A 23,284-nucleotide genomic window follows, 5' to 3' on the forward strand; every position below is an offset into this window, starting at 1 on the left:
TAAATTAATTATGAAAAAAATTTTAACTGCTATTGTTTTTATGATATCAGTATCTGTCTTTGCTCAAAACAAGACAATTACTGGGTCAATAACAGATAGCTTCAGTAATCCGTTGCCAGGAGCAACCATAATTGTAAAAGGAACAACCAATGGTACAACTACAGATTTTGATGGTAGGTATGCTTTAGAAGCTAAATCGGGTGATGTATTAACTATATCATATGTAGGATTCAAATCACAAGAAGTAAAAGTTGGAGAATCATTTTCAATTAATATCACTATGATAGAGGATGCTTCTGCTCTAGAAGAGGTTGTTGTAATCGGTTATGGAACCGTTAAGAAAAAGGATTTAACTGGTTCTGTTTCTGTGGTTAACACTGATGACGCTTTAATGGCTCCAGTAGCTTCTGTACAGGATGCACTTCAAGGTAGAGCATCGGGTGTTCAAGTGACTTCTAATGGAGGAGCGCCTGGTACAACGCCAGATATTATTATTCGTGGTGGTAACTCAATTACAGGTGGGAATGGACCACTATATGTAATTGATGGGTTTGTAGGTGCTGGAAATATTTCGTCATTGAACCCAAACGATATTGAATCTATGCAGGTTTTAAAAGATGCCTCATCAACCGCTATTTATGGAGCAAGAGGAACAAATGGTGTTATTTTAATTACAACCAAAAAAGGTAAAACAGGTAAACCAGTTGTAAACTTTAAGGCATCTTCAGGGATCCAAACGTTACCAGGTGAGATAGATGTACAAGATAGACTTGAGTTCGCAACATGGAGTAATAATATCCATCCAGACCAAAGTAATTTGCCTTACGACTTGAATAACCTTCCAGGTACTGAAACCAATTGGCAAGAAACAATGACTAGACCGGCAGTTATGTCTGACTATCAATTATCTGTAAGTGGTGGTAGTGAAAATACGCAATATTACGTATCAGCTGGATTTTTAAACCAAGAAGGTATAGTATTAGGTTCAGATTTTAAGAGATATAGTTTACGTACTAATATTGATACAAAAATATCAAAAGTTTTTAAGGCTGGGGTAAATATTGCACTTTCTAGAACCGATAGAGACAATAATGATGTTAACTTTCAAGGTTTATTAAGACATGATCCATCTAAACCAGCTTTTGATGATCAAGGAAACTATACTACTGGAAGCAGTGAACTGTTAGGTACAGAAACAGATAATTTATTGGCAAATGCCCAATTAAACCAAGATGATACAACCCTTGATAAAATTTTTATAAATACATACATTCAAGCAACTTTATCAGACAACTTGGTTTTAAAATCAACGTTTAGTGGAGATTTCCTTTATAACAAACGTCATAGGTTTATACCATCTGTTAACCCATCTAAAATCAACAATAATGGTGATTTAGCTTCGGGTAATATTAATACGTTTTATGATGCAGATTTCTTAAATGAGAACAGTATTAATTATAATAAAACATTTGGAGACCATTCTTTGAATTTATTAGGAGCTGTTACATTCCAAACACATAGTAGAGAAACGACAAACATTAGTGCAAGTCAAATTCCAAGTGATGGCGTTGGTATAAATGCCATTCAATTAGCACCAGCAGAACAGGTTTCTACATCTACGGGTTATACTGAAGATCACTTAATAGGTATTTTAGGTAGAGTACAATATTCGTTTAGAGATAAATACTTGCTTACCGCTTCTATTAGAAGGGATGGATCTTCAAGATTAGGAATCAATAACAGATGGAATAACTTCCCATCAGTAGGTGCTGCTTGGAAAATACAAGAGGAGCCTTTTATGCAGAATTTAGACGTTGTAGATGCTCTTAAACTTAGAGTGAGTTATGGGCAAACAGGAAATCAAGGAGCAAATCCATTTGTAACTCTTGCAAACTTTGGCATCACAAATAATACTATCGTAGTTAATGGTGTAAGAGTTCCTGGTGTAACGCAAGGGCAATTAGCAAAACCTAATTTAGGATGGGAGACTACAGATCAGTACGATCTTGGATTAGAATTTTCTTTGTTCAATTCTAGATTTTCTGGAGAGGTAGATGTGTACTACAAAAAAACACAGGACTTATTATTAAATGAGCCGCAAATGGGCTTTACTGGTTTTAATACGCAATTAACAAATATTGGTGCGGTTCAAAACAAAGGTATTGATGTTTCTTTAAATGGCGTATTTGTTAGAACAAAGGATTTCCAATGGGATGCTTCTCTTACAATTTCTAAATATGAAAATGAAGTACTTGATTTAGGTCAAAGTACATTTATAGAAACTAAGAGGTTAGGGGCTCCGGCAAATGACCGTAGTAGTGAATTACGTGTAGGACAACCTTTTGGAGTTTTTATTGGAGCCATATATGATGGTTTTGACCCTGCAACTGGTGAGGCTATTTTTAGAGATATTAGTGGGCCAAACGGAGAACCAGATGGTGTTTACACTGCAGAGTATGATGACACAATTATTGGTAATGCTAACCCAGATTTTTATGGAGGTTTTCAAACAAGTGTGAAATACAAAAACTTTGATTTAGCAGCATTCTTTACATTTAGTGTGGGTAATGAAAACTACAACGAAGAAATGTTCAGATCTATTGAAACTACAGTAAATAGTTTTGCTCATGTGAGAAACAATATGTGGACACCTCAAACTCCTGATAATGCACTTTACCCTGGTTTTGATACTTATAATTATGATCGTTCTAGTAGTTTGTATGTACAAGATGCAAGTTATTTAAGACTTACTACGATGCAATTAGGGTATTCATTTCCTAATGATTTAGTTGCTGGTATTAGTAAAATTAGAACTTATATTACAGGAACTAACTTGTTCTTATTGAAAGACGCTGATTACCTAGGTTTTGACCCAGATGTAAATACTGGATCTGGTCTTGCTCGTGGTTTTGACGGTATTGCATACCCTAAAAATAGATCAATCCTTTTAGGTGTTGATGTTAAATTTTAAATCAAGTTTAATTGTTAAAAAATAAGATAATGAAAAACAGATATAAATATATAATGATAACCGTAGTTACCATATTATTGGGTAGCATGGTGAGTTGCAGCGATTTTTTAGATGAAGATCCTAAAGGTTTATTAACACCTGATACTTTCTTTAAAAATGCAGAAGAAGTCACTTTGGCTCTAAATAAATTAACAGATGACGCCTCTGGTCCAGCAGGATTTCTTCAACATTTAGGTACAGATATTGGTAACTCAGGTAGAATACCTTTGTCGGCTGCAGGAAGATTTGGTGGTTATGAATATTTTCCAGATACTGGTCGTGTTAATAACACTTGGAGCGGATATTATACAGTAGTTAGAGATGCGAATACATTTTTAGCAAGTATTGAAAGATCTTCGTTACCTGACGATGTTAAGGGGAATGCAATTGCTCAAATTCTTTTCTTTAGAGCTTTTGTTTATTTAAAACTTGTAGTAGAATTTGGAGATGTACCTTATTGGAGAGATGAATTGATTAATATTGAAGAAGTTTCTTTACTGGGTAAAACAGATGCACATGAAATAGTTAAAGGATTGATTTCAGATTTAGAAGAAGCCATTTCATCAGGGGATTTATCTACGAAGAAATGGAATGAAAATGAAGGAAGACCAACAGTTTGGGCTGCACGTATGTTAAAAGCGCATTGTCATGTGTGGTTAGCTAAAGATGATCGTAACGAATGGAAAGGTGCGCATGCAGAACTTCTTGCACTTACAAACAATTCACCTCATGCTTTAAGTAATGATTACGCAGACATGCACCGTGAAGGAAATGAAATGCATGATGAAATTATTTATGGTAGACAATACTTGATAGATGTACATGGTTCTAACCCGGTTTCAGCACATTACCGTAGACAATCTGAAAATGGTAATACTAGAACGGCTATGACAGAAATAGGTGTTAATGTAGGTGCTTCTCAAATTAATTTAAGAAGAAGTTTTGCCATTACTTTTGATAATAATGATAAAAGAAAATTGTACAACGTTTGGGATAGTCAACTATTACAAGATAGTACTACAGTGGCTAACTTCAACTGGGTATACATTCCTAAATTTCAACGTGCTCCAGTGCCAACAGTAGATCCTTTATTGTCATTTTCTGAGGCAAATAATAATTCAAGTGAGCCCGCTCGTGTATTCTTATTAGCAGACGCTTATTTATTGCTTGCAGAAGCTGAGTTTATGTTAAATGGATCTACTCAAGCAGCTCTTAACGCTATTAATACGGTAAGAAAAAGAACTGGTTTAGCAGATTATACTTCAATAACAATGGAAGATATTCGTAACGAACGCGCTTGGGAATTAGTTTCAGATGGGTACTGGGGTCGTAAAAAAGACCTTGTACGTTGGGGAATTCTTGAGAAAACGGTTATCGAATTACCTGCTAAAGAAATTGCTGCCGGTGCAAATGCTACAGCTATTGAATATGCTGAAGCAGAAGCGGCAATAATTTCAGCTGCTCCTGTAGGGAAATACCATGTATTACCTATACCTCTAAGTGAAATAGAGCAAAGTAGAGATATTGGTGGTGCTTTAACGCAAAACCCACTTTGGGAATAGACTTAAAATGTTCATTTAAGATCATGTAATATGATTTAATATTTAAGATAAATAAATGCGTTGGACACTTGTTGTTCAATGCATTTGTTTTTATTAGGAATAAGTGATTTAAACGAAATAATTAAATTAATGAAAAGTAGTATAGTACTTTCCAGTATCTAACGTGATACTTCACAAAGACCACAATATTTAGTAATAATTTTTCGTCAATGTATAAACTTAAAATTTCAGTAGTAATTTTTTTACTCTGTAAACTTGTCACTTTTGGTCAAACAAAAAGCAGTGGCATTTCAAAAAACATAGAACCCAATTGGGAATCCATGTCAATTAATTATCATGTACCTCAATGGTTACAGGATGGTAAATTAGGTGTTTGGTTTCATTGGGGGATTCCTTCTGCAGTAGATGAAGATCGACCATTAGATGGATCTTGGTACGGTCGAAACATGTATGGTGGAGGAAAAAAATTGGCAAAAGAATTATCGGAATGGCATACACAACGATATGGTCCAATCGATGAGTTTGGTTACGAAAAATTAATCCCATTATTTAAAGGGGAAAATTGGGATCCAGAGGTGTTGGTGTCCTTTGTTAAAGAAAATGGCGCACGTTTTATTATGCCCGTAGCAACACACCACGATAACTTCGATATGTATGATTCATCACACTCTTGGAATTCTGTAGATATGGGGCCACAACGTGATGTTCTAGGCGAATGGAAAGAAGCCGCAAGAAAACAAGGTTTAAAATTTGGGATATCAACACATTTGTATTGGTCTCCAGGTTGGTGGTCGCCGGCACGTAGATATCAAAAAGAAGGGACTCCAGAGTGGACGCTTTTTAATATGGATTATAGCGCAAAAGGATATGCCTCTCAAGACAGTTGGAACGAACACTGGTATGCCCGTTGCTGGGAAATTATTGAAAAGTACGATCCAGATATGTTTAATAATGATGCGCCTTTCCCTAAAATAGGACCAGGGAAAGGATTAGGTGTAAAACTGTTTTCAGATTATTTAAATCGTGATTTAAAAGAAAACAACGGTAAACAAACCGTAGTGCTTTCTCTTAAAGATAAAACGATTGATAGAAAGGCTTTCACTTATAATCTGGAACGTGGTGGCGCAGGAGAAATCAAGCAAGAGGCATGGTTATGGGCAACAGATCTTTCAGGTGATTGGTTTTATAATAAAAACTCCATTAATAAGATGAGTGTTCCAGTAATGGTAGGTAATGCTGTTGATGCCATTAGTAAAAATGGTATCGTCATGCTTAATGTTGCATTAAAGGGTGACGGAACAATCCCAGAAAAACAATTGGGCTATCTTACTGCTTTTGGTGATTTTTTAAAGATTAACGGTGATGGTATTTATGGTTCGCGTCCATGGAAAATTTTTGGAGAGGGACCTTTAGAAGTAAAAGATGGTCGCCAAGGTGAAAATCATAACGATTATTCGCAAGAAGATATAAGGTTTACTACAAAGGATGGCATACTATACGCCTTTGTTTTAGCCATACCAACTAACGATATTCTTATAACAGCATTGGCAAAAAATGGTGTTTTAGATCAAGATATTGTCAGCGTTGAACTTATGGGAAGTAAGAAAAAAGTAAAATGGTCACGCTCTAAACAAGGGCTAAATATAAAATTGCCATCACATTTGCCTGGTAAAATAGTAAATGGTTTTCGAATTACAGTTTCAAAATAAAATGCATCACCCAAGAATTAATTTTAATTTAAGATAATATGAGTCAATTACAACAGATAGCCCTTTTTCTTTGTGTAAGTGTATGTGTACTTAAAAGTACAGCACAAAATAAATCTTCAAAAAAGAGTCAACCCAATATCATCTATATTCTAGCCGATGATTTAGGTATTGGAGATTTAAGTATTTATAATGAAAACAGCAAAATACATACACCTCATTTAGATACAATGGGGAAAGAAGGTATGGTGTTTACCGATGCGCATACGTCCTCTTCAGTATGTACACCAACACGTTATGGTATCTTAACAGGGCGCTATAATTGGCGAACACCCCTAAAACAATTTGTAACATGGGGAACTTCACCAATGTTAATTAAAGATGACCGATATACGGTTGCAGACCTACTACAACAACATGGCTATAAAACGGCTAATATTGGAAAATGGCACCTCGGCCTCAATTGGGCAACCAAAGACGGGGTTAAAGATTATGAGTATTATAAAGGTATTAAGGATAAATATGATTTTGATCGTATCGATTATTCTAAACCGCTAGTTAAAGGCGCCAATGATCTTGGTTTCGATTATTCCTATTTACTTGCGGCCTCACTAAACATGCCGCCTTTTGTTTATATAGAGAATGATAAAGTAGTGAAGGTGCCAACTGGAATCTCAGAACAAAAAAGAGCTAAAAACCATTATGCTTATTGGATTAAAGGTGATATTTCAGAAGATTTTGTTCACGAGGAAGTGTTACCAGTGTTTGTAGATAAGTCTATTTCATATATCAAAGAAAACGCGGGTGGCGAAAAACCTTTCTTCATATACTTACCATTACCGGCGCCTCATAATCCTATTTTACCAATCGAACCTTGGAAAGGTAAAAGTAAGATTAACCCTTATGCCGATTTTGTTTTAATGATAGATGATTTAATGGGGAATATTTTCAAGGCTGTTAAAGAGAGTGGTATTGAAGATAATACACTCATCATTTTTACAAGCGATAACGGATGTGCAGCTAATGCCAATTATTCTGTACTGGCGAAAAAAGGTCATAATCCAAGTTATATTTATAGCGGAAATAAAGGTAGTTATTTAGAAGGCGGACATCGTGTGCCATTTTTGGTGAAATGGCCTGAAAAAATAAAAGCAAATTCAGTGTCTAATGAAACCGTTTGTACTACAGATTTTATGGCAACCTGTGCTGAAATCGTGAACTATCAATTAAAAGACAACGAGGCAGAAGATAGTTACAGCATGTTACCTATTTTTAATCAAGAAAAAGGCTTTGAAAGAGAAGCCACTATTCATCATAGTAAAACAGGGATTTTTGCTATTAGAAAAGGCGATTGGAAATTAATCCAATCTCCAAATTCTGGAGTTACTGCAAATGGAAGGCCTGAAAAACTTAATGAAAAACGTCCTGAACATATCCTATATAATTTAAAAAATGATGTAGGAGAAAAAGTAAATGTAGCACAACAGTATCCAGAAAAAGTTGAAGAATTAAAAAGACTGCTTATTAAACAGATAAAAGATGGTAGAAGTACACCAGGGAAAATTCAAAAGAATGATCCAATAGATAGACCTTGGTTACAAACAGCATTTATAACTGAAAACTAGTAAATACTCGCGCGTTAATATGAAGACTAATTTTATAATATTTTTTTTAATTATTGGCCAATTAGGCCTTGCCCAAAACCCAGTTCTTAAAGAAGGCGATTCTAATTTTCTTTATGTATGCGATCCAGCAGCAGAGGTTTTTAATGGTAAGGTATATGTGTACTGTTCACATGATCAGCCCGATGCCATAAACTATGAATCGATGAAAGATTATGTGGTTTTAGAGTCTTCCGATTTAAAAACTTGGATTAATCATAGCGTTTCTTTAGACCCGCAATTGGATAAAGGCTTTGAGTATGCCCAATCTAATATGAATGCGCCAGATGCTGCTTACAAAGACGGTTGGTACTATTGGTATTTCCCTAGTGATATTACTCATGTTGGCGTGGCAAAAAGCAAAACTCCCGTTGGACCGTGGAAATCAGCAATAAAAAATGAAATAGCGACAATTTTCGACCCTACTGTTTTTGTTGACGACGACGGCCAAGCCTATATTTACGGTAACGATCATTGGGTCGATATTGGAGATGAAGGCTCACATATTATGGGAGCCAAATTAAAAGATAATATGGTAGAATTAGATGGGCCATGGGTACGTTTAAGCCAAGAAACAGTGAATGAAGCTGTTCATGTTTTTAAGCGTAATGGCATATATTATTTCAGTGCACGCGTAGGGCCGGTCACCAAATATTGGATGGCAGATTCGCCCTTACCACAGTACGCTGATTTAAAAGGGGAACTTGCCCCAAATTCTCCCGAATCACCAAATCATACATCGGTTATTGCGTTTAACAATGAGTGGTATTTGTTTTATCATAGGGGTGATGTGAATCATGGTAATCGGTATAAGCGTTCGGTATGTTTTGATAAAATGACCTTTCGTGCAGATGGCACGGTAGAACCAATCACCTATACTTTAGATGCAGATGTCGAAATTACCGCACCTGTTTATCCGCCTCGAGTAAAAAAGGAAAAGGTAGAAACGAATATAGGCGCTTCTGAACAACCTGATGGTTATTTACGTTATGAAGGCGAATCTTATTCTGAAAAATCAAAGGGTAGCATGAAAGCTTCCGCAGAAAATCAAAAGAAATTTGCGCCGTTGAAAAATGGAGATTGGCTGCAGTTTTCAGACCTTACTTTTGGAAAAAGTCCTAAGCCTTTTACTTTTAGAATTCGGCTTTCAGCAAAAAATGCGGGGGGATCAATCGTCCTGAGAATAAACAGTGAATCTGGAACAGTTATCGGTTCGATACCAGTTACTAGCACTGGTGGATTAGAGCAATATAAAACACTTTCAACCGAATTAAATAGAATTAGAACCAGTCAAACCATATATATAACCTATGAGGGACCAGATGATAATCTCGTATACTTAGATTGGTTTGAATGGAATCCAGAAACTAAATAAAACATGTAATATTTGATAACCAACCAACTAACCAACCAACTAACCAACCAACTAAATAAAAACTAAATAATCTGATTATAAATCAGGTACTGCTTATAAACTAAATTAATGATGAAAAAAATAAATCTGTATGCCCTATTTATGGTTATTCTATTTACAGCATGTAAATCAGAATCCCCTAAAGAATCTACACCCAAGAAACCAAACATCGTATACATTTTAGCTGACGATTTGGGCTATGGTGATGTGCAATCTTATAATCCAGAAGGTAAAATACCAACCCCTCATTTAGATAATATGGCAAAAAACGGGTTGCTTTTTACAGATGCGCATACGTCGTCATCCGTTTGTACACCAACACGTTACGGGATATTAACAGGGCGATACAACTGGCGTTCTAAGCTTAAAAAACATGTTTTAAACGGGTATTCAAAATCCCTTATAAAACAAGAGCGTACTACCATTGCAGATATGCTTAAAAGTCAAGGGTACAATACTGCATTTATTGGCAAGTGGCACTTAGGTTGGGATTGGGAATTGAAAGACCAAGATAGCCTAAAGGTTAATGGTCTTAGTGTAGATTTTACTAAGCCTGTTAAAAATGGTCCTACCACACATGGTTTTGATTATGCTTTTGGGTTTTGTGGTTCCTTAGATATGCCTCCATATGTTTATATTGAAAATGAAATGCCAACGATGGTTCCTACGGAATATACCAGGTCTAAGGGAATGAAATCATGGAGAAAAGGCTTAACCGCCGATGATTTTTCACATATTAAGGTGTTACAAGATATTACCGATAAAGCAGTGACCTATATTAGTGATAAAGCAAAAGAAGACAAACCGTTCTTTTTATACTTACCATTACCAGCACCGCACACACCTATACTACCTACCGAAGCCTTTTTAGGAAAAAGTAAAACGAATATTTACGGCGATTTTGTGATGCAGGTAGATGATGTGGTTAATCAAGTGCGTGAAGCCCTTAAAAAGCAAGGTATTTCAGAAAATACCCTTTTGGTATTTACAAGTGATAACGGCTGCTCTCCTAAGGCAGACTTTAAAACTCTAGAAACCTTTGGTCATGACCCAAGTAACCCACTGCGTGGACACAAAGCAGATATTTATGAAGGAGGACATCGTGTGCCATTTATAGTGGAGTGGCCTGCAAAAGGATTGAAAAATAAAACTTCAGATAAGGTTATTTGTACCACAGACTTTTTTGCCACATGTGCTGAGATTGCTGGATATAATATGCCAGATTCTGAAGGTGAAGACAGCTATAGTATGCTGCCTCTTATTTCTGGAGAAAGTAATAATGCCATTCGAGAATATACCGTGCACCATTCTATTGACGGTAGATTTGCTATTCGACAAGGGGATTGGAAATTAGCCTTTTGCCCAGGTTCTGGAGGATGGAGTGCACCAAGACCAAGAGATATTATAAAAAATAAATTGGTATTGCCGCCTTTACAATTATTCAATTTGAAGGATGATATTGGTGAAACTAAAAATGTTATTGACGAAAATCCTGAAGTCGCAGTACAGCTAAAAGCGGCCTTAAAGAAAATCATCCTTGATGGTAGAAGTACACCAGGAGAAATTCAAGCCAATGAAGGCATGGCAGGATGGACGCAAATTGAATCTATTATCAATTAATCTGGTTATACGCAAATAGCGATTTTCGTTCACCTGAATTTATTACAGGGTTTCATTATTATACTCTGAATCAATTTCAACAAGAAAACCACATTTACTATATGAGCAATTTAAATAGAAATAAAACCATTGGAATTCTAGTGTGTCTGCTATTGTTTTCTTTTTCAAAATTATTAGCTCAGAATCTAGTCAAAGAAAATAACAGGGGGAGTCATCCGTATTGGGCGCCAAAAACCTGGGAGCTAAGAGCGGATGATATCACCACCATTATGGGGTTTCGTGCAGAACTAACTGGGAGTTTAAATCACCTAGAGCGCCCAACTCCTATGGTGGTTAACAATGCCTTTATTCGTGGATTTTATACCAAGAATGATGTGATGACCTGGGAAGTAGAAGCGCCTGAAGAAGCAGAATATAGTATCGCCCTATTATATACGGGCAGTAACGAAATCTTATCGCAATTCACCTTTGAGGTGACTTCAGGAAACACAACTATAGTCGAAAAAGCCAATATTAAAAACTGGGATACAAGACCTATTGTGCAAAGGCATTACCTAAAACAAAACTTGAAGCTAAAAAAAGGGGGCAATAAAATAAGTTTTCGACTCGTCACTTTTGCTAAAGAAAAGACGGAAGCCGAGCTTGCCGAAATTAAAGCCAATGCCAACATCAAACCCAACCCTTTTGCCTTTTGGTCTATAGAATTGGTACGCCCAGAATCGCTAGTAGCCATAAAAAAACGTGCAAAAGCAATGAAAGCTGATGTAGAATGGATGGTTGATGGTAAATATGGTTTGTTTATACACTTTTCGTCAGGTTCGGTACCGTTTAACGGCGGACCAAAATTAGGGGATCAATATCAAAAATTAGTCAATGATTTTGATGTGGATGTTTTTGTTAAAAATGTCGTCGAAATAGGTGCTTCATGGGTAACTTTTACCTGTGCCCATGGTACACAACATTGGCCTGGCCCAAGCAAAACTATTGATGCCATAAAACCAGGGTTTACTTGCGAAAGAGATTTAATAAGAGAGCTTATAGATGGTTTAGGAAAACACAATATTCGCTTAATGTTGTATTACAACCCGAACAGCGGTATGGAAGATTTATACGGAAACACCTATGGTAATGGAGAGAAACCAGATCCGTCTGGATATTTTAAATTTTTAGAAGATCATTTTCGCGAAGTGAGTTTACGCTATGGCGAAGATTTAGCTACAACAGCAGGTTATATTGACGATGGTGGTTGGAAAGTATACCAATTGGATCCACCGTGGGAAAAACTAGCCAAAGCGATTAAAGCGGGAAACCCTAATGCTCCTATAGGCTTTAGCCAAAATTTATTTCCAAACTTAACACCGTTTAGTGATTTGGTTGTGTCTGATGGTTCGGGAAGAGTTCCTGAAATTCAGCCTGCATTTTTATTTGAAGAAGGCAGACAATTAGAAGGGCAATATCCAGCGAGTTGGTTTTATATGGATGGCTGGTCTAGCCGAACAGGAAACGGAACTTTCACCCAAAAACCTAAGTTTTCAGCAGAAAAATACATCCAAATATTTAAAGATGCCGATCGGGCGAATATGCCTATTACGATTAATCTAGCCATGACGCCAGATGTTACTAAAGCGCACCCCATTTTTAATCCGGAGTGTATAGAAATTATGAAACAAGTTCGCAAAGCTGTAAAAGGGTATTAATATGAAAAACACAAAATGCTTCTTATTTATTTTATTTGTTGGGACTTTGCAATTGGCAAGGGCACAATCTGAAACTAAACTATGGTTTGATAATCCCGCAACTTATTTTGAGGAAAGTCTTGTTATGGGAAATGGTAAAATGGGCGCCTCAATATTTGGAGGTGTTTTATCCGATCAAATTTATTTAAATGATGCGACCTTATGGTCTGGGGAGCCAGTCGACCCAAACATGAATCCGGATGCTTATAAATTTATCCCTAAGGTAAGAGAAGCCCTAGCAAATGAAGATTACAAGTTGGCCGATGAATTAAATAGAAACGTACAAGGAAAATATTCGCAATCCTTTGCGCCTTTAGGAACTTTATTTATTGATTTTAAACACAGTGGTACGGCCAAAAATTATTTCAGGGAATTGGATATTAGTAAAGCCATTTCAAAAGTAAATTATCAAGTGGATGGGGTGAATTTTTCTCGTGAATATTTGGTGTCGCATCCCGATCAAATCATGGTGGTTAAACTTTCAGCAGATAAAAAAGAAGCGCTTAATTTTAGTGTGAAATTCAATAGTTTACTTAAATATAATACACGTGTTGAAAATAATATTTTAAAAGCCGACGGCTATGCACCATACCATGTAGCACATACCATTCAAAAGAATGTAAAAGATCCTGTGCGTTTTGATAATAATCGTGGTACCCGTTTTTCTTCTTATTTAAAAATAGAAAATAAAGATGGAAATGTAACTTTTACCGATAGTACGCTAACCGTGAATGGAGCTACCGATGCAACCCTTTATGTTTCGATAGCAACAAGTTTTAATGGTTTCGACAAAGATCCCGTTAAAGAGGGATTAAACAATAAAACCATAGCAGAAGAGCAACTGTCTACGGCTATTAATCATGGCTTTGATAAAATAAAAGAAAAGCATCTCATCGATTACCAGAACCTTTTTGGTCGTGTGGCATTACATTTAGGGAAAACAAAAGCTCCAAACCTGCCAACAGATGAGCGCTTGAAGAGGTATTATAAAGGGGCAGAAGATAAAAATCTAGAAGTATTGTATTTTCAATATGGGCGCTATTTATTGATTTCAAGTTCCAGAACAAAAAATGTGCCTGCAACTCTTCAAGGTATTTGGAATTCTTATGTACAACCTCCTTGGTGTAGCAATTATACCATGAATATTAATGTAGAGGAAAATTATTGGTTGGCAGAAACTGCTAATCTTTCCGAATTGCATACCCCATTATTAACTTTTATAGAAAACCTCGCTAAGACGGGTAAGGTTACTGCAAAAACCTTTTATGGTGTTGATAAAGGATGGGCTTCTTGTCATAATTCTGATATATGGGCCATGACAAATCCTGTAGGGGATTTTGGTAAAGGAAGAACACAATGGGCAACTTGGAACATGAGTGGGCCATGGTTGGTCACTCATCTTTGGGAACATTATCAATTTACAAAAGACAAAGATTTTCTTAAGAACAAAGCATATCCCTTAATGAAGGGTTCTGCTGAATTCTGTTTAAACTGGATGGTAGAAGATAGTAAAGGGAAGTTAGTCACTTCTCCGGCCACCTCACCAGAGAATACCTATGTAACAAATGAAGGATACAAAGGTGCTACTTTGTATGGAGGAACTGCAGATTTGGCGATGATTAGAGAGAGCTTTTTACAACTTATTGAAGCTTCCAAAACGCTAGATATTGATGCGAAATTTAGATCGGAATTAGAAGCCGCTTTAGAAAACATGCATCCTTACCAAATAGGGAAAAAAGGAAATTTACAAGAATGGTATCACGATTGGGAAGATGCTAAACCACAACATCGCCACCAATCACATCTATTTGGTTTACACCCCGGAAATCACATTACCCCAGAATTAACCCCAACATTGGCCGAAGCCTGTAAAAAAGCATTGGAAATCAAAGGCGATGAATCTACAGGCTGGTCTAAAGGCTGGCGCATCAATTTATGGGCAAGGTTAAAAGATGGTAATCACGCCTATAAAATGTACCGAACCTTGTTACATTACGTGGAGCCTTCAGGTTTATATACAAACTATAGTAAAGGTGGCGGAACTTACCCGAATTTATTGGATGCCCATCCACCATTTCAAATTGATGGGAATTTTGGAGGTGCTGCTGGTGTGATAGAAATGTTATTACAATCGCATGAAGGAAGTATTCAATTATTGCCAGCCTTACCTGATGTTTGGGAAGAAGGATCTGTTAAAGGGCTGTGTGCTCGTGGTGGTTTTGAAGTTTCTATGGACTGGAAAAACGGACAATTAATTGCGTCGAGTGTGTATTCAAAAAAAGGTGGTGAGACTACGGTGAAATATAAAAATAAAGAACAAACCGTAATACTTTCTCCTGGACAAAAAATGCAATTAAGATGGTAAAACAAAGCCAAAACTTGTTTAATGCTACCACATTTGTGGCGTTCCTTATTATTTGGGTGATGCCAGTGGCTTCTTGGTCTCAAAATATAAATGAAGCCATCGAGCCAAATATGAAAGGTAAAAATAGTATTGATTTACTTGAAACCGGAACATTAGCGGATTGGAAAGTGCCTTCAAAACACTGGTCGCTGGTAGATAAAACGATCATTGGAAATACAGGAGGAAAAGTATTGTTTGCCCCTGAATGGATTTATACGAAACAACAATTTTCTGACTTTGAATTCACCTGTGAAATGAAATTAACGGGAGATAAAGGGAGAAACACGGGCTTATATTTTCGTATGCATCCCATAAATTTTATTCAAAAGAAAGGCAATAAAACTTATGTAGCGGCTTCGGGTTACGAATTTGATGCTGGTTATCATCACCCTGGTAAAAAGAACATGCGTGGCACACTTGGTGATTGGTATGCCAGACCTAAGTTGCGCGTATTTCCAGATCAAAAATTAATTAACGAATTATATAAAGCGGACGATTGGAACCGATTAACCATTCGAGCACGAGGTAACCGCATAGAATATTGGATGAACGCGGTGAAAATTTTAGACTTTGTGGATACGGATCCGAAAGGGTCTCGAAAAGGAAGCATTGGCTTTCAAATTCATGATGGTTCGGTTATGCAAGTGGCTTATCGTAATTTAGTTGTTCGAACTTTAAATCCAAACAAGTGAAAAGGAAACACATAAACATATTGAGACTAGTTCTATTTTTTGCACTATACTTTTTATATAGTAATACTTTAGCCTTTTCACAATCGCCAATGACCAAAGCTGACAGTACTTTAGCTTGGTATAAGGATGCGAAATTTGGAATGTTTATTCATTTTGATGTGGATAGAAGAGACCATACCAATTGGAATCCAGACAATCTAGATACCGATGAATGGGTACGTATAGCCAAACAGGCTGGCATGAAATACATGGTGCCTACCACACATCAATCTTCTTACATCCAAATGTGGGATTCGAAAGTATCAAATAGAGATGTTACAGATGTTACACTTTTTAGGCAACCTTATTTAAAGGAATTGGTAGAATCATGCAAGAAAGAAGGCTTGCGCATGGGAGCATATTATGCAATCGCGGATCCTGGTAACCCGTTGTATAATGAACCTAATGTTATGGGCGAAATTGAACCTTATGTCGAGTACCTACATAAGGTAATCAATGAACTATGCGAAATACACGAGCCTATCCTTATTTGGTTTGATGCTTCTCGTAGGTTCAGACACCCTGATCAAAAAAAATTACTTCGTCAACAAGACATGGTTGATATGCTGCACTCTTTTGGAACACTTTCTAACAGTAGACTTGGCGATGATGACGCATTAAAATTTGTTGATTACCTAACCATGAATGATAACATGGCTCCCGAAATAAATCTTGGGGTACACTGGGAATCGGCTGTAGAATTGGGTGAATCATGGCATTTTCGCTCTTACGATGAGACGTTGAAATCGGTAGAAGAAATTTTAGAACGACTTATTAATGCTACAGGAAATGGCGGGAATTTACTCCTAAATATTGGGCCAGATAGCCATGGGGTCATTCCTGCAAAAACGGAAGCAAGACTTAAGGAAGTTGGAGACTGGATTAGTAAAAATGAAGAATCAATTTACGGAACCAAGGCAGGACCTTATCCTTATCAAATAAGTTGGGGGTCAATCGCTCAGCGTGAGGAAGCAGGGAACACCAACCTTTATCTGAATGTACTTGAATGGCCGGATACTGGAGAATTCACTTTGTTTGGATTAGAAAATAAAGTGCTTAATGCATCACTTCTAGCTACTGGAGAAAAGTTAAGATTTGAATCAAAATTCGATGCCGCATCCGGTCAAAAAATCCTGACACTCGATATACCAAGAAATCAGCCTGATGCCCATGTTACAGTGATAAAACTGCAAATATCAGGTAAATCTAAAATGAATCAGAATCATTTACAACTTACAGATGGCAAGGTGTTATTGGATGCGTATAATGCCTCTATTCATGATTTAGAATTTGTGCCTGGCAAACCAACCAAAGCAATAGATATGAAAATGTTTACTGTGGCAGATAGACGGCCACTGCTTGCTGATAATTATACGGGTGCGTGGGATTATCAAATGTATAAGAAGCCGAATGAAGGGATTATGCCAAGCAGAGAAATTACCGTTTCAGGCTTCCACACTAAGGGGCAAGCGCTAAGCTGGGATTTCAAAATATATAAGCCGGGTAGTTATGACGTGGCAGTTGTTACGCATGTGCCTAAAAATAAAAAATGGGAGTCTGATGGTAAAATGAAGGCAAATGTAGCAGGGCAGTCTGTGGAAAATCTATTAATAGAAAGCAAGCGTATGAAGTCAATAGCCATGCCTAAATCAATGAAGTCATATTCTAGCTTAGGAACTGTGAAAATTGATAATTCTGGCACATATAAACTCACATTAGAGGTTAGCTCTAATTTTAATGTAGCGAAGCCTAGACTTTATGGTGTGGAACTAATTCCTATTAATAAATAAATAGGCATTAAACCTGCAACAGATAAAAGAGAGGTTAAAATGGATTGGAAGTAAGATGATTAAAATAGTACAAAATTTAAGTGAACAAATAAACTATGAAAAATAAAACGAGAAGGAATTATTGGACTCAAAGGTTATTAATGGTATTTATATTCAATGCTACCATTTTTGTGAGTGCTCAGGTAGGCGGTGATGCTGTAGTATCGGTTAAAGACTATTCTGAGAAACGCAATAAGGTTGAGGCTACGAAATCTATATCAGCTAAAAAAACACTGCGATTGTGGTATAATGCCCCAGCTCCAGATACTGATAAAGGCTGGATTAATAGCTCCATCCCTATGGGAAATGGTTATATGGGAATTAACGTATTCGGAGGAACGGAAACGGAGCGTATTCAGATTACAGAGAATAGTTTATATGAACGCGATAACGATCGTGGACTGCGACGTAGAGGTTTAAATAACTTTGCTGAAGTTTATATGGATTTCGGACATAAATCGCCAAAAAACTACAAGCGCGAATTAAATTTAGATGAAGGAACCGCTTTCGTAGAATATGAGCAAGATGGTGTAACGTACAAACGAGAATACATTACGAGTTACCCGGACAAAGTGATGGCGATTCGATTGACTGCCTCTAAAAAAGGAAAATTAGCATTCACGCTGCGCCCTACAATTCCTTTTATAGGAGAAGGAAAGTCGGGAACTGTAACGGCTAAAGATGATATAGTCACCCTTTCTGGTTTGATGCATCATTTCAATATCAAATTTGAAGGGCAATTTAAAGTGATTCCTGAAGGAGGAAAAATGCAGTCAACAAAGGGTGGGACAATTAAAGTTTCAGAAGCAAATCAAGCCGTAATTCTAATAGCCGTTGGAACCAATTATCAGTTGGATCCTAAAGTTTTTCTAACCGAAGATCCTGCTAAAAAATTAGACGGGTTTGATGGTCCACATAAGAAGGTCACTAATTATATAAAAGAAGCTTCAGCTAAATCTTTTGAAACTTTATTAGCAAACCATCAAACGGATTATAAAGCATTGTATAATCGTGTGAATTTCGATTTAGGTGCTATCGAACCATCGATGCCTACTAATAAAATCATTGATACATATCCATCAAAGGAAACAAGTTTATACCTAGAAGAACTTGCGTTTCAATACGGGCGCTATATGTTGATTTGTTCTTCAAGAAAAGGGACATTACCACCGCATTTACAAGGTATTTGGAATCTTTATGAAAGACCACCATGGTCTTCTCAGTACCTACACGATACGAATTTACAAATGGCGTATGCGCCTGTGTTTTCTACCAATTTATCGGAATTGTTTGCCTGTTATGCCGATTATTTTAAGGCTTTTGAAGCTAGACAACGTGTATATGCAACACAGTATATTAAAGAATTTAACCCTTCTGAACTTGATTCAAATGGCGATAATGGTTGGTCAGGACCATTTTGGAGCAATCCGTATAATGTGCCGAAGAAATCGCCTGTTGCTGGTTTTGGTACAGGATCATGGATTTCCTTATTGTTTTGGGATTATTACGACTTTACGCAAGACGAAAACCTTTTAGAAAAAACGGTTTATCCGGTACTTTACGATCAGGCAAATTTTGTATCCCGTTTTGTACAAGAAATCGATGGTGCTCTTTTAGCGAAACCATCTTCAAGTCCGGAACAAAAACTACGAAATACGATTGGTACAACCTTCGATCAGCAGATGTTTTATGAAAACCATCATAACACCATGAAGAGTGCTGAAATTTTAGGGCAATCTGGTAAACGTTTACCAATTTTTGAAAAGCAATTGCCTTTACTAGATCCAATTCAAGTAGGGAAGTCAGGACAAATTCAAGAGTTTCGTCAGGAGGAATTTTTCGATGATATTGGAGATCCTAATCACCGTCATGCTTCCATGTTACTAGGGTTATACCCAGGGCAATTGATTAATGATAATACACCAGCTTGGTTAGATGCTGCCAAAGTGAGTTTACAAAAGCGAGATCATAAAACCAATATCGGTTGGGCACGTGCAGAGCGTATTGCCATGTGGGCGCGTGTACACGATGGGGAAGAGGCGTATTCTTATTATAAAGAATTATTAAGTGAAAACTATTTACATAACTTGTTTAACGACCACCGTGGCGACCCTTTATTTCAAGCCGATGCTAATTATGGTGCGACTGCAGGGGTTGCCGAAATGCTAATGCAAAGTCAAGATTATGTTATTGCCCCACTTACAGCCCTACCAAAATCATGGTCTTCGGGAAGCTACACAGGTTTGTTGGCGCGTGGGAATTTTGAAGTGTCAGCACAATGGTCAAGTGGTCATGCGGATAAGTTAGAGGTGTTTTCAAAATCAGGTGGTACCCTTGTGTTGAGGTATCCTAAGGTTTCAGAAGCGAGAATTAAAACGTCGGAAGGTAAAAAAGTGAAATTTCAAAAGAACGGTACCGATCAAATCAGTATCCAATCTAAAGCAGGTGAAACTTATATCATGACCCATATTCCGAAAGTCGTTGCTTTAACTGCGCTTTCTAATTTGAAGTTTGATACCAACCTAAATAATAAAACCATTAAACTTTCTTGGAACGGGAGTAACGAAGCTAAATCATACACAATATATCGTGCTGTAGGCAATGCACCAGATTACGAATTGTTAGCTTCCGACGTTAAGGAAACTCATTTTATATGTAAGGCTTCAGACTTGAAACAAATTGATCAAATGACTTTCAAGATTACGGCGGTTGGAAAAGATGGTCGTGAGAGTACTAGTGGAGCTACTGGTATTTGGTTACAGCCATAGAATAAAATATGCATTGTAAAGGATTATTAATACAAGAGCAACGTAAAATGAAATCAGAATATAAAAATAATGATGAAAAGAATAATTAATATAAGCAGCATATTGGTAGGGATGTTAATCCTGTTAGTTGGTATAACTAGTTGTCAAAAGCAAAGTAAAAATGAAATACCAAGCTATCTTAAAGGTTATGAAGAAGCTTATTCTGAAAACCCAAGAGCGGCAGCACTAAAATGGTTTGAAGAAGCCAAATTTGGTATGTTTATCCATTATGGACTCTTTAGTTTAACTGAAGGCTATTGGGGAGATGTACATTCTAAACCTGCTGAATGGGTACAACTACGCGCATTAATTAGACCCGACGCATATGCTAAACTAGCAGATAAATTCACTGCTGAAAATTTTGATGCAGATTTTATTACCGATTTGGCAGTTGATGCTGGTATGAAATACATCAATATCACCACGAGGCATCATGATGGCTTTTGCTTATTCGATACAGAATACACCGATTTTAAAAGTACAAACAGTGCTGCTAAGCGTGATTTGGTAGCAGAATTAGCCGAACAATGTCAGAAAAAAGGCTTGGGGATTTTCTTCTATTATTCACACGGGCGCGATTGGAAACATCCACATTCTCCAAATAGAGAAGAGTGGGGTGGGAATCCGAAACCAAATTATAATCCTAGAGAGGAATCCTATAAGTATGGGGAAGAACATGATCTACAATTATATGTGGAGTACATGAAAAATCAAATGACCGAACTACTCACTAATTATGGTCCAGTTGCAGGCATTTGGTTAGATGGAAGAGCAGTACCGAATTCGACGCCTGAAAAAGTTGATGAATTAAAAATTCAAGAATTATACGATCATATTCATGCACTACAACCGCAAGTTTTAGTATCGTACAAACAAGGTGTACTAGGAACCGAAGATTTCAAAGCGCCAGAGCGTCATTTTACAGGCGAATCTGATGTGCCATTAGAGATTTGTAACACCATGCAACCGTATGCTTGGGGCTACGATCGTGATAACGATGTGGGACATAAAACACCAGATGAGGTAATGGAAATGTTAGATCATACCAAAAAAATGAAAGCCAATTTATTACTAAATATTGGACCGCTACCAAACGGTTCTGTTTTTCCAGATGATATTATAACTTTAAAAGAAGTTGGAAAACGCCTAACACATTAATTAAACTAAAAACAAATGAAAAATCCATTGAAATTTCTATTAGCGATTCTTGTATTATTACCAGTATTACAAGTGCAATCTCAAAACCGTCGTTCGAACCCAATAGTCAGTCATATGTTTACTGCCGATGCAACAGCGCGTGTTTGGGACGACGGCCGTTTATACCTTTACCCTTCCACAGATGTAGCCCCTTCCAGAGGCTATCAAACTATGGACGGGTATCACATCTTTTCTACAGATGATATGATAACCTGGAAAGATCACGGCGAATTTCTGCATTCTAGAGATGTGGATTGGGGTACCGATAAAGGCGGTCTAATGTGGGCGCCCGATTGTGTGTACAAAGATGGTACCTACTATTATTTCTTTCCGCATAAGAATAAAAAAATGGTGTGGGAACTTGGAGTTGCAACGAGTAAAAAGCCAGCTTCAGGATTTAAACTCCAAGGTATAGTTAAAGGCGGAAAGACATTTTGTGATCCCAATGTTTTCATAGATGACGATGGTCAAGTTTACCTATATGCCGTAGTGGATGCCAAATGTTATGCGGCTAAACTTAAAGATAATATGATGGAAATTGAGGGTGAGATGGTGCACCAAAAAGGGGTTGACGAACATCGTGAAGGCCCTTTTGTTTTTAAACGCAAGGGAAAATACTATATGATATATCCAGATCATAAAAAACCGTATAATGAAATGCAGTATTCTATAGGTGAAAGTCCGCTGGGACCATGGGAGCCTAAGGGGGCAATCATGACGCACAATAGTATTATAACCATGCATGGTTCGATGGTCGAATTTAAAGGGCAATGGTATATCTTTTATCATACAGGAGAATTGTCAGGAGGTATAGAAACGAATCGTTCCGTATGTTTTGATCCTATTAATTTTAATGAAGATGGTACCATTCAAATGGTGAAGAAGTCACAAGGTGTTGCATTACCAACCTTCCACAACGACATTAATTTTAATAAAATGTTTGGGACTTTACCAGTGGGTGCATATACGAAATCGGATTTAAAAAAGAAGCGTATTTCGGCAAACGCCATATCTTCTATTCAAGTTCCAAAAGGTTATTTAGTGGAATGTTTTGAGAAAGATAACTTTAAAGGGAAATCTTGGACTTTTAAAGAAGATAGAATTAATCTAAATGAAATTGGCTGTGATAATGTAATCACTTCTATTAAAATTTCTAAAGTGACTTCAAACAACTTAGTGAAAAATCCATCTTTTGAGATTACAACACAAAAATTGGTTAAATATTGGAATAGTAAATCGGTACAATGTACAAGTGGAGTAGATGATACGGGTGCAGGATATTATTCGCTTCAATATGAAGGAAAAGGTGCGCCAAAAGATATTATTCAAAAAGTAACGTTAAAGCCAAACACAAATTATGAAATAAGTGTTATGCTTAAAGCTAAACCTGGAACAAAAGGAAAAGTGGTATTTGATACTACTGGTAATTTAGATGCCAGTTTCAAGATTGAATTGGATGCTAAAACAAATTCAGGTGAATGGGTGAAATTCAAGGAAACATTTAACAGTGGTGCCCTTAAAAGCGTGAATTTACGTTGCACAACTACTGAAGATTTTTATGGACATGCCTATTGGGACAACGTGGTCCTAAAGGAGAAATAAACTCA

Annotated in this window: 13 protein-coding genes; all 13 read left to right on the plus strand. The window is 36.9% G+C overall.

The window, feature by feature from the left end:
* The first annotated feature begins 10 nt into the window (after positions 1 to 10).
* The 13 genes from KO493_RS09190 (at position 11) to KO493_RS09250 (ending at position 23,279) form a co-directional block, all read left to right on the plus strand.
* Positions 11 to 2,971 (plus strand): SusC/RagA family TonB-linked outer membrane protein, encoded by a 2,961-nt coding sequence (locus tag KO493_RS09190; protein ID WP_216067661.1) that lies wholly within the window; start codon positions 11 to 13, stop codon positions 2,969 to 2,971.
* A gap of 29 nt (positions 2,972 to 3,000) precedes the next feature.
* Positions 3,001 to 4,572 (plus strand): RagB/SusD family nutrient uptake outer membrane protein, encoded by a 1,572-nt coding sequence (locus KO493_RS09195; RefSeq protein ID WP_216067662.1) that lies wholly within the window; start codon positions 3,001 to 3,003, stop codon positions 4,570 to 4,572.
* 209 nt (positions 4,573 to 4,781) lie between these two features.
* Complete coding sequence (locus KO493_RS09200) at positions 4,782 to 6,281, plus strand: alpha-L-fucosidase (protein WP_216067663.1); 1,500 nt, start codon at positions 4,782 to 4,784, stop codon at positions 6,279 to 6,281.
* A 38-nt stretch (positions 6,282 to 6,319) separates the two neighbouring features.
* Positions 6,320 to 7,903, plus strand: a complete 1,584-nt coding sequence (locus tag KO493_RS09205) for a sulfatase family protein (RefSeq protein ID WP_216067664.1) — start codon at positions 6,320 to 6,322, stop codon at positions 7,901 to 7,903.
* A gap of 19 nt (positions 7,904 to 7,922) precedes the next feature.
* A complete protein-coding gene (locus tag KO493_RS09210) occupies positions 7,923 to 9,314 on the plus strand; it encodes a family 43 glycosylhydrolase (protein ID WP_216067665.1) in 1,392 nt (463 codons plus the stop codon).
* Between the two features lie 108 nt (positions 9,315 to 9,422).
* Positions 9,423 to 10,973, plus strand: coding sequence for a sulfatase family protein (locus KO493_RS09215; protein WP_216067666.1), 1,551 nt, complete (start codon positions 9,423 to 9,425; stop codon positions 10,971 to 10,973).
* A gap of 101 nt (positions 10,974 to 11,074) precedes the next feature.
* Positions 11,075 to 12,670 (plus strand): alpha-L-fucosidase, encoded by a 1,596-nt coding sequence (locus KO493_RS09220; protein WP_216067667.1) that lies wholly within the window; start codon positions 11,075 to 11,077, stop codon positions 12,668 to 12,670.
* A gap of 1 nt (position 12,671) precedes the next feature.
* On the plus strand, positions 12,672 to 15,074 hold the full coding sequence (locus tag KO493_RS09225; RefSeq protein WP_216067668.1) for a glycoside hydrolase family 95 protein: 2,403 nt from the start codon (positions 12,672 to 12,674) through the stop codon (positions 15,072 to 15,074).
* The gene (locus tag KO493_RS09230) at positions 15,068 to 15,805 is read left to right on the plus strand and encodes a 3-keto-disaccharide hydrolase (protein ID WP_216067669.1); all 738 of its coding nucleotides are present in this window, start codon (positions 15,068 to 15,070) and stop codon (positions 15,803 to 15,805) included. The genes KO493_RS09225 and KO493_RS09230 overlap by 7 nt, the downstream gene beginning before the upstream one ends.
* 89 nt (positions 15,806 to 15,894) lie before the next feature.
* Positions 15,895 to 17,634, plus strand: coding sequence for an alpha-L-fucosidase (locus tag KO493_RS09235; RefSeq protein ID WP_216067670.1), 1,740 nt, complete (start codon positions 15,895 to 15,897; stop codon positions 17,632 to 17,634).
* A 140-nt stretch (positions 17,635 to 17,774) separates the two neighbouring features.
* A complete protein-coding gene (locus tag KO493_RS09240) occupies positions 17,775 to 20,441 on the plus strand; it encodes a glycoside hydrolase family 95 protein (protein WP_216067671.1) in 2,667 nt (888 codons plus the stop codon).
* A 69-nt stretch (positions 20,442 to 20,510) separates the two neighbouring features.
* Positions 20,511 to 21,638, plus strand: coding sequence for an alpha-L-fucosidase (locus KO493_RS09245; protein WP_216067672.1), 1,128 nt, complete (start codon positions 20,511 to 20,513; stop codon positions 21,636 to 21,638).
* 15 nt (positions 21,639 to 21,653) lie between these two features.
* Entirely contained in the window at positions 21,654 to 23,279 is a 1,626-nt protein-coding gene (locus KO493_RS09250) for a family 43 glycosylhydrolase (RefSeq protein ID WP_216067673.1), read from the plus strand.
* Positions 23,280 to 23,284 lie beyond the last annotated feature (5 nt).

The sequence above is a fragment of the Pseudotamlana agarivorans genome (assembly GCF_018860245.1).
GTDB classification, from domain to species: domain Bacteria; phylum Bacteroidota; class Bacteroidia; order Flavobacteriales; family Flavobacteriaceae; genus Pseudotamlana; species Pseudotamlana agarivorans_A.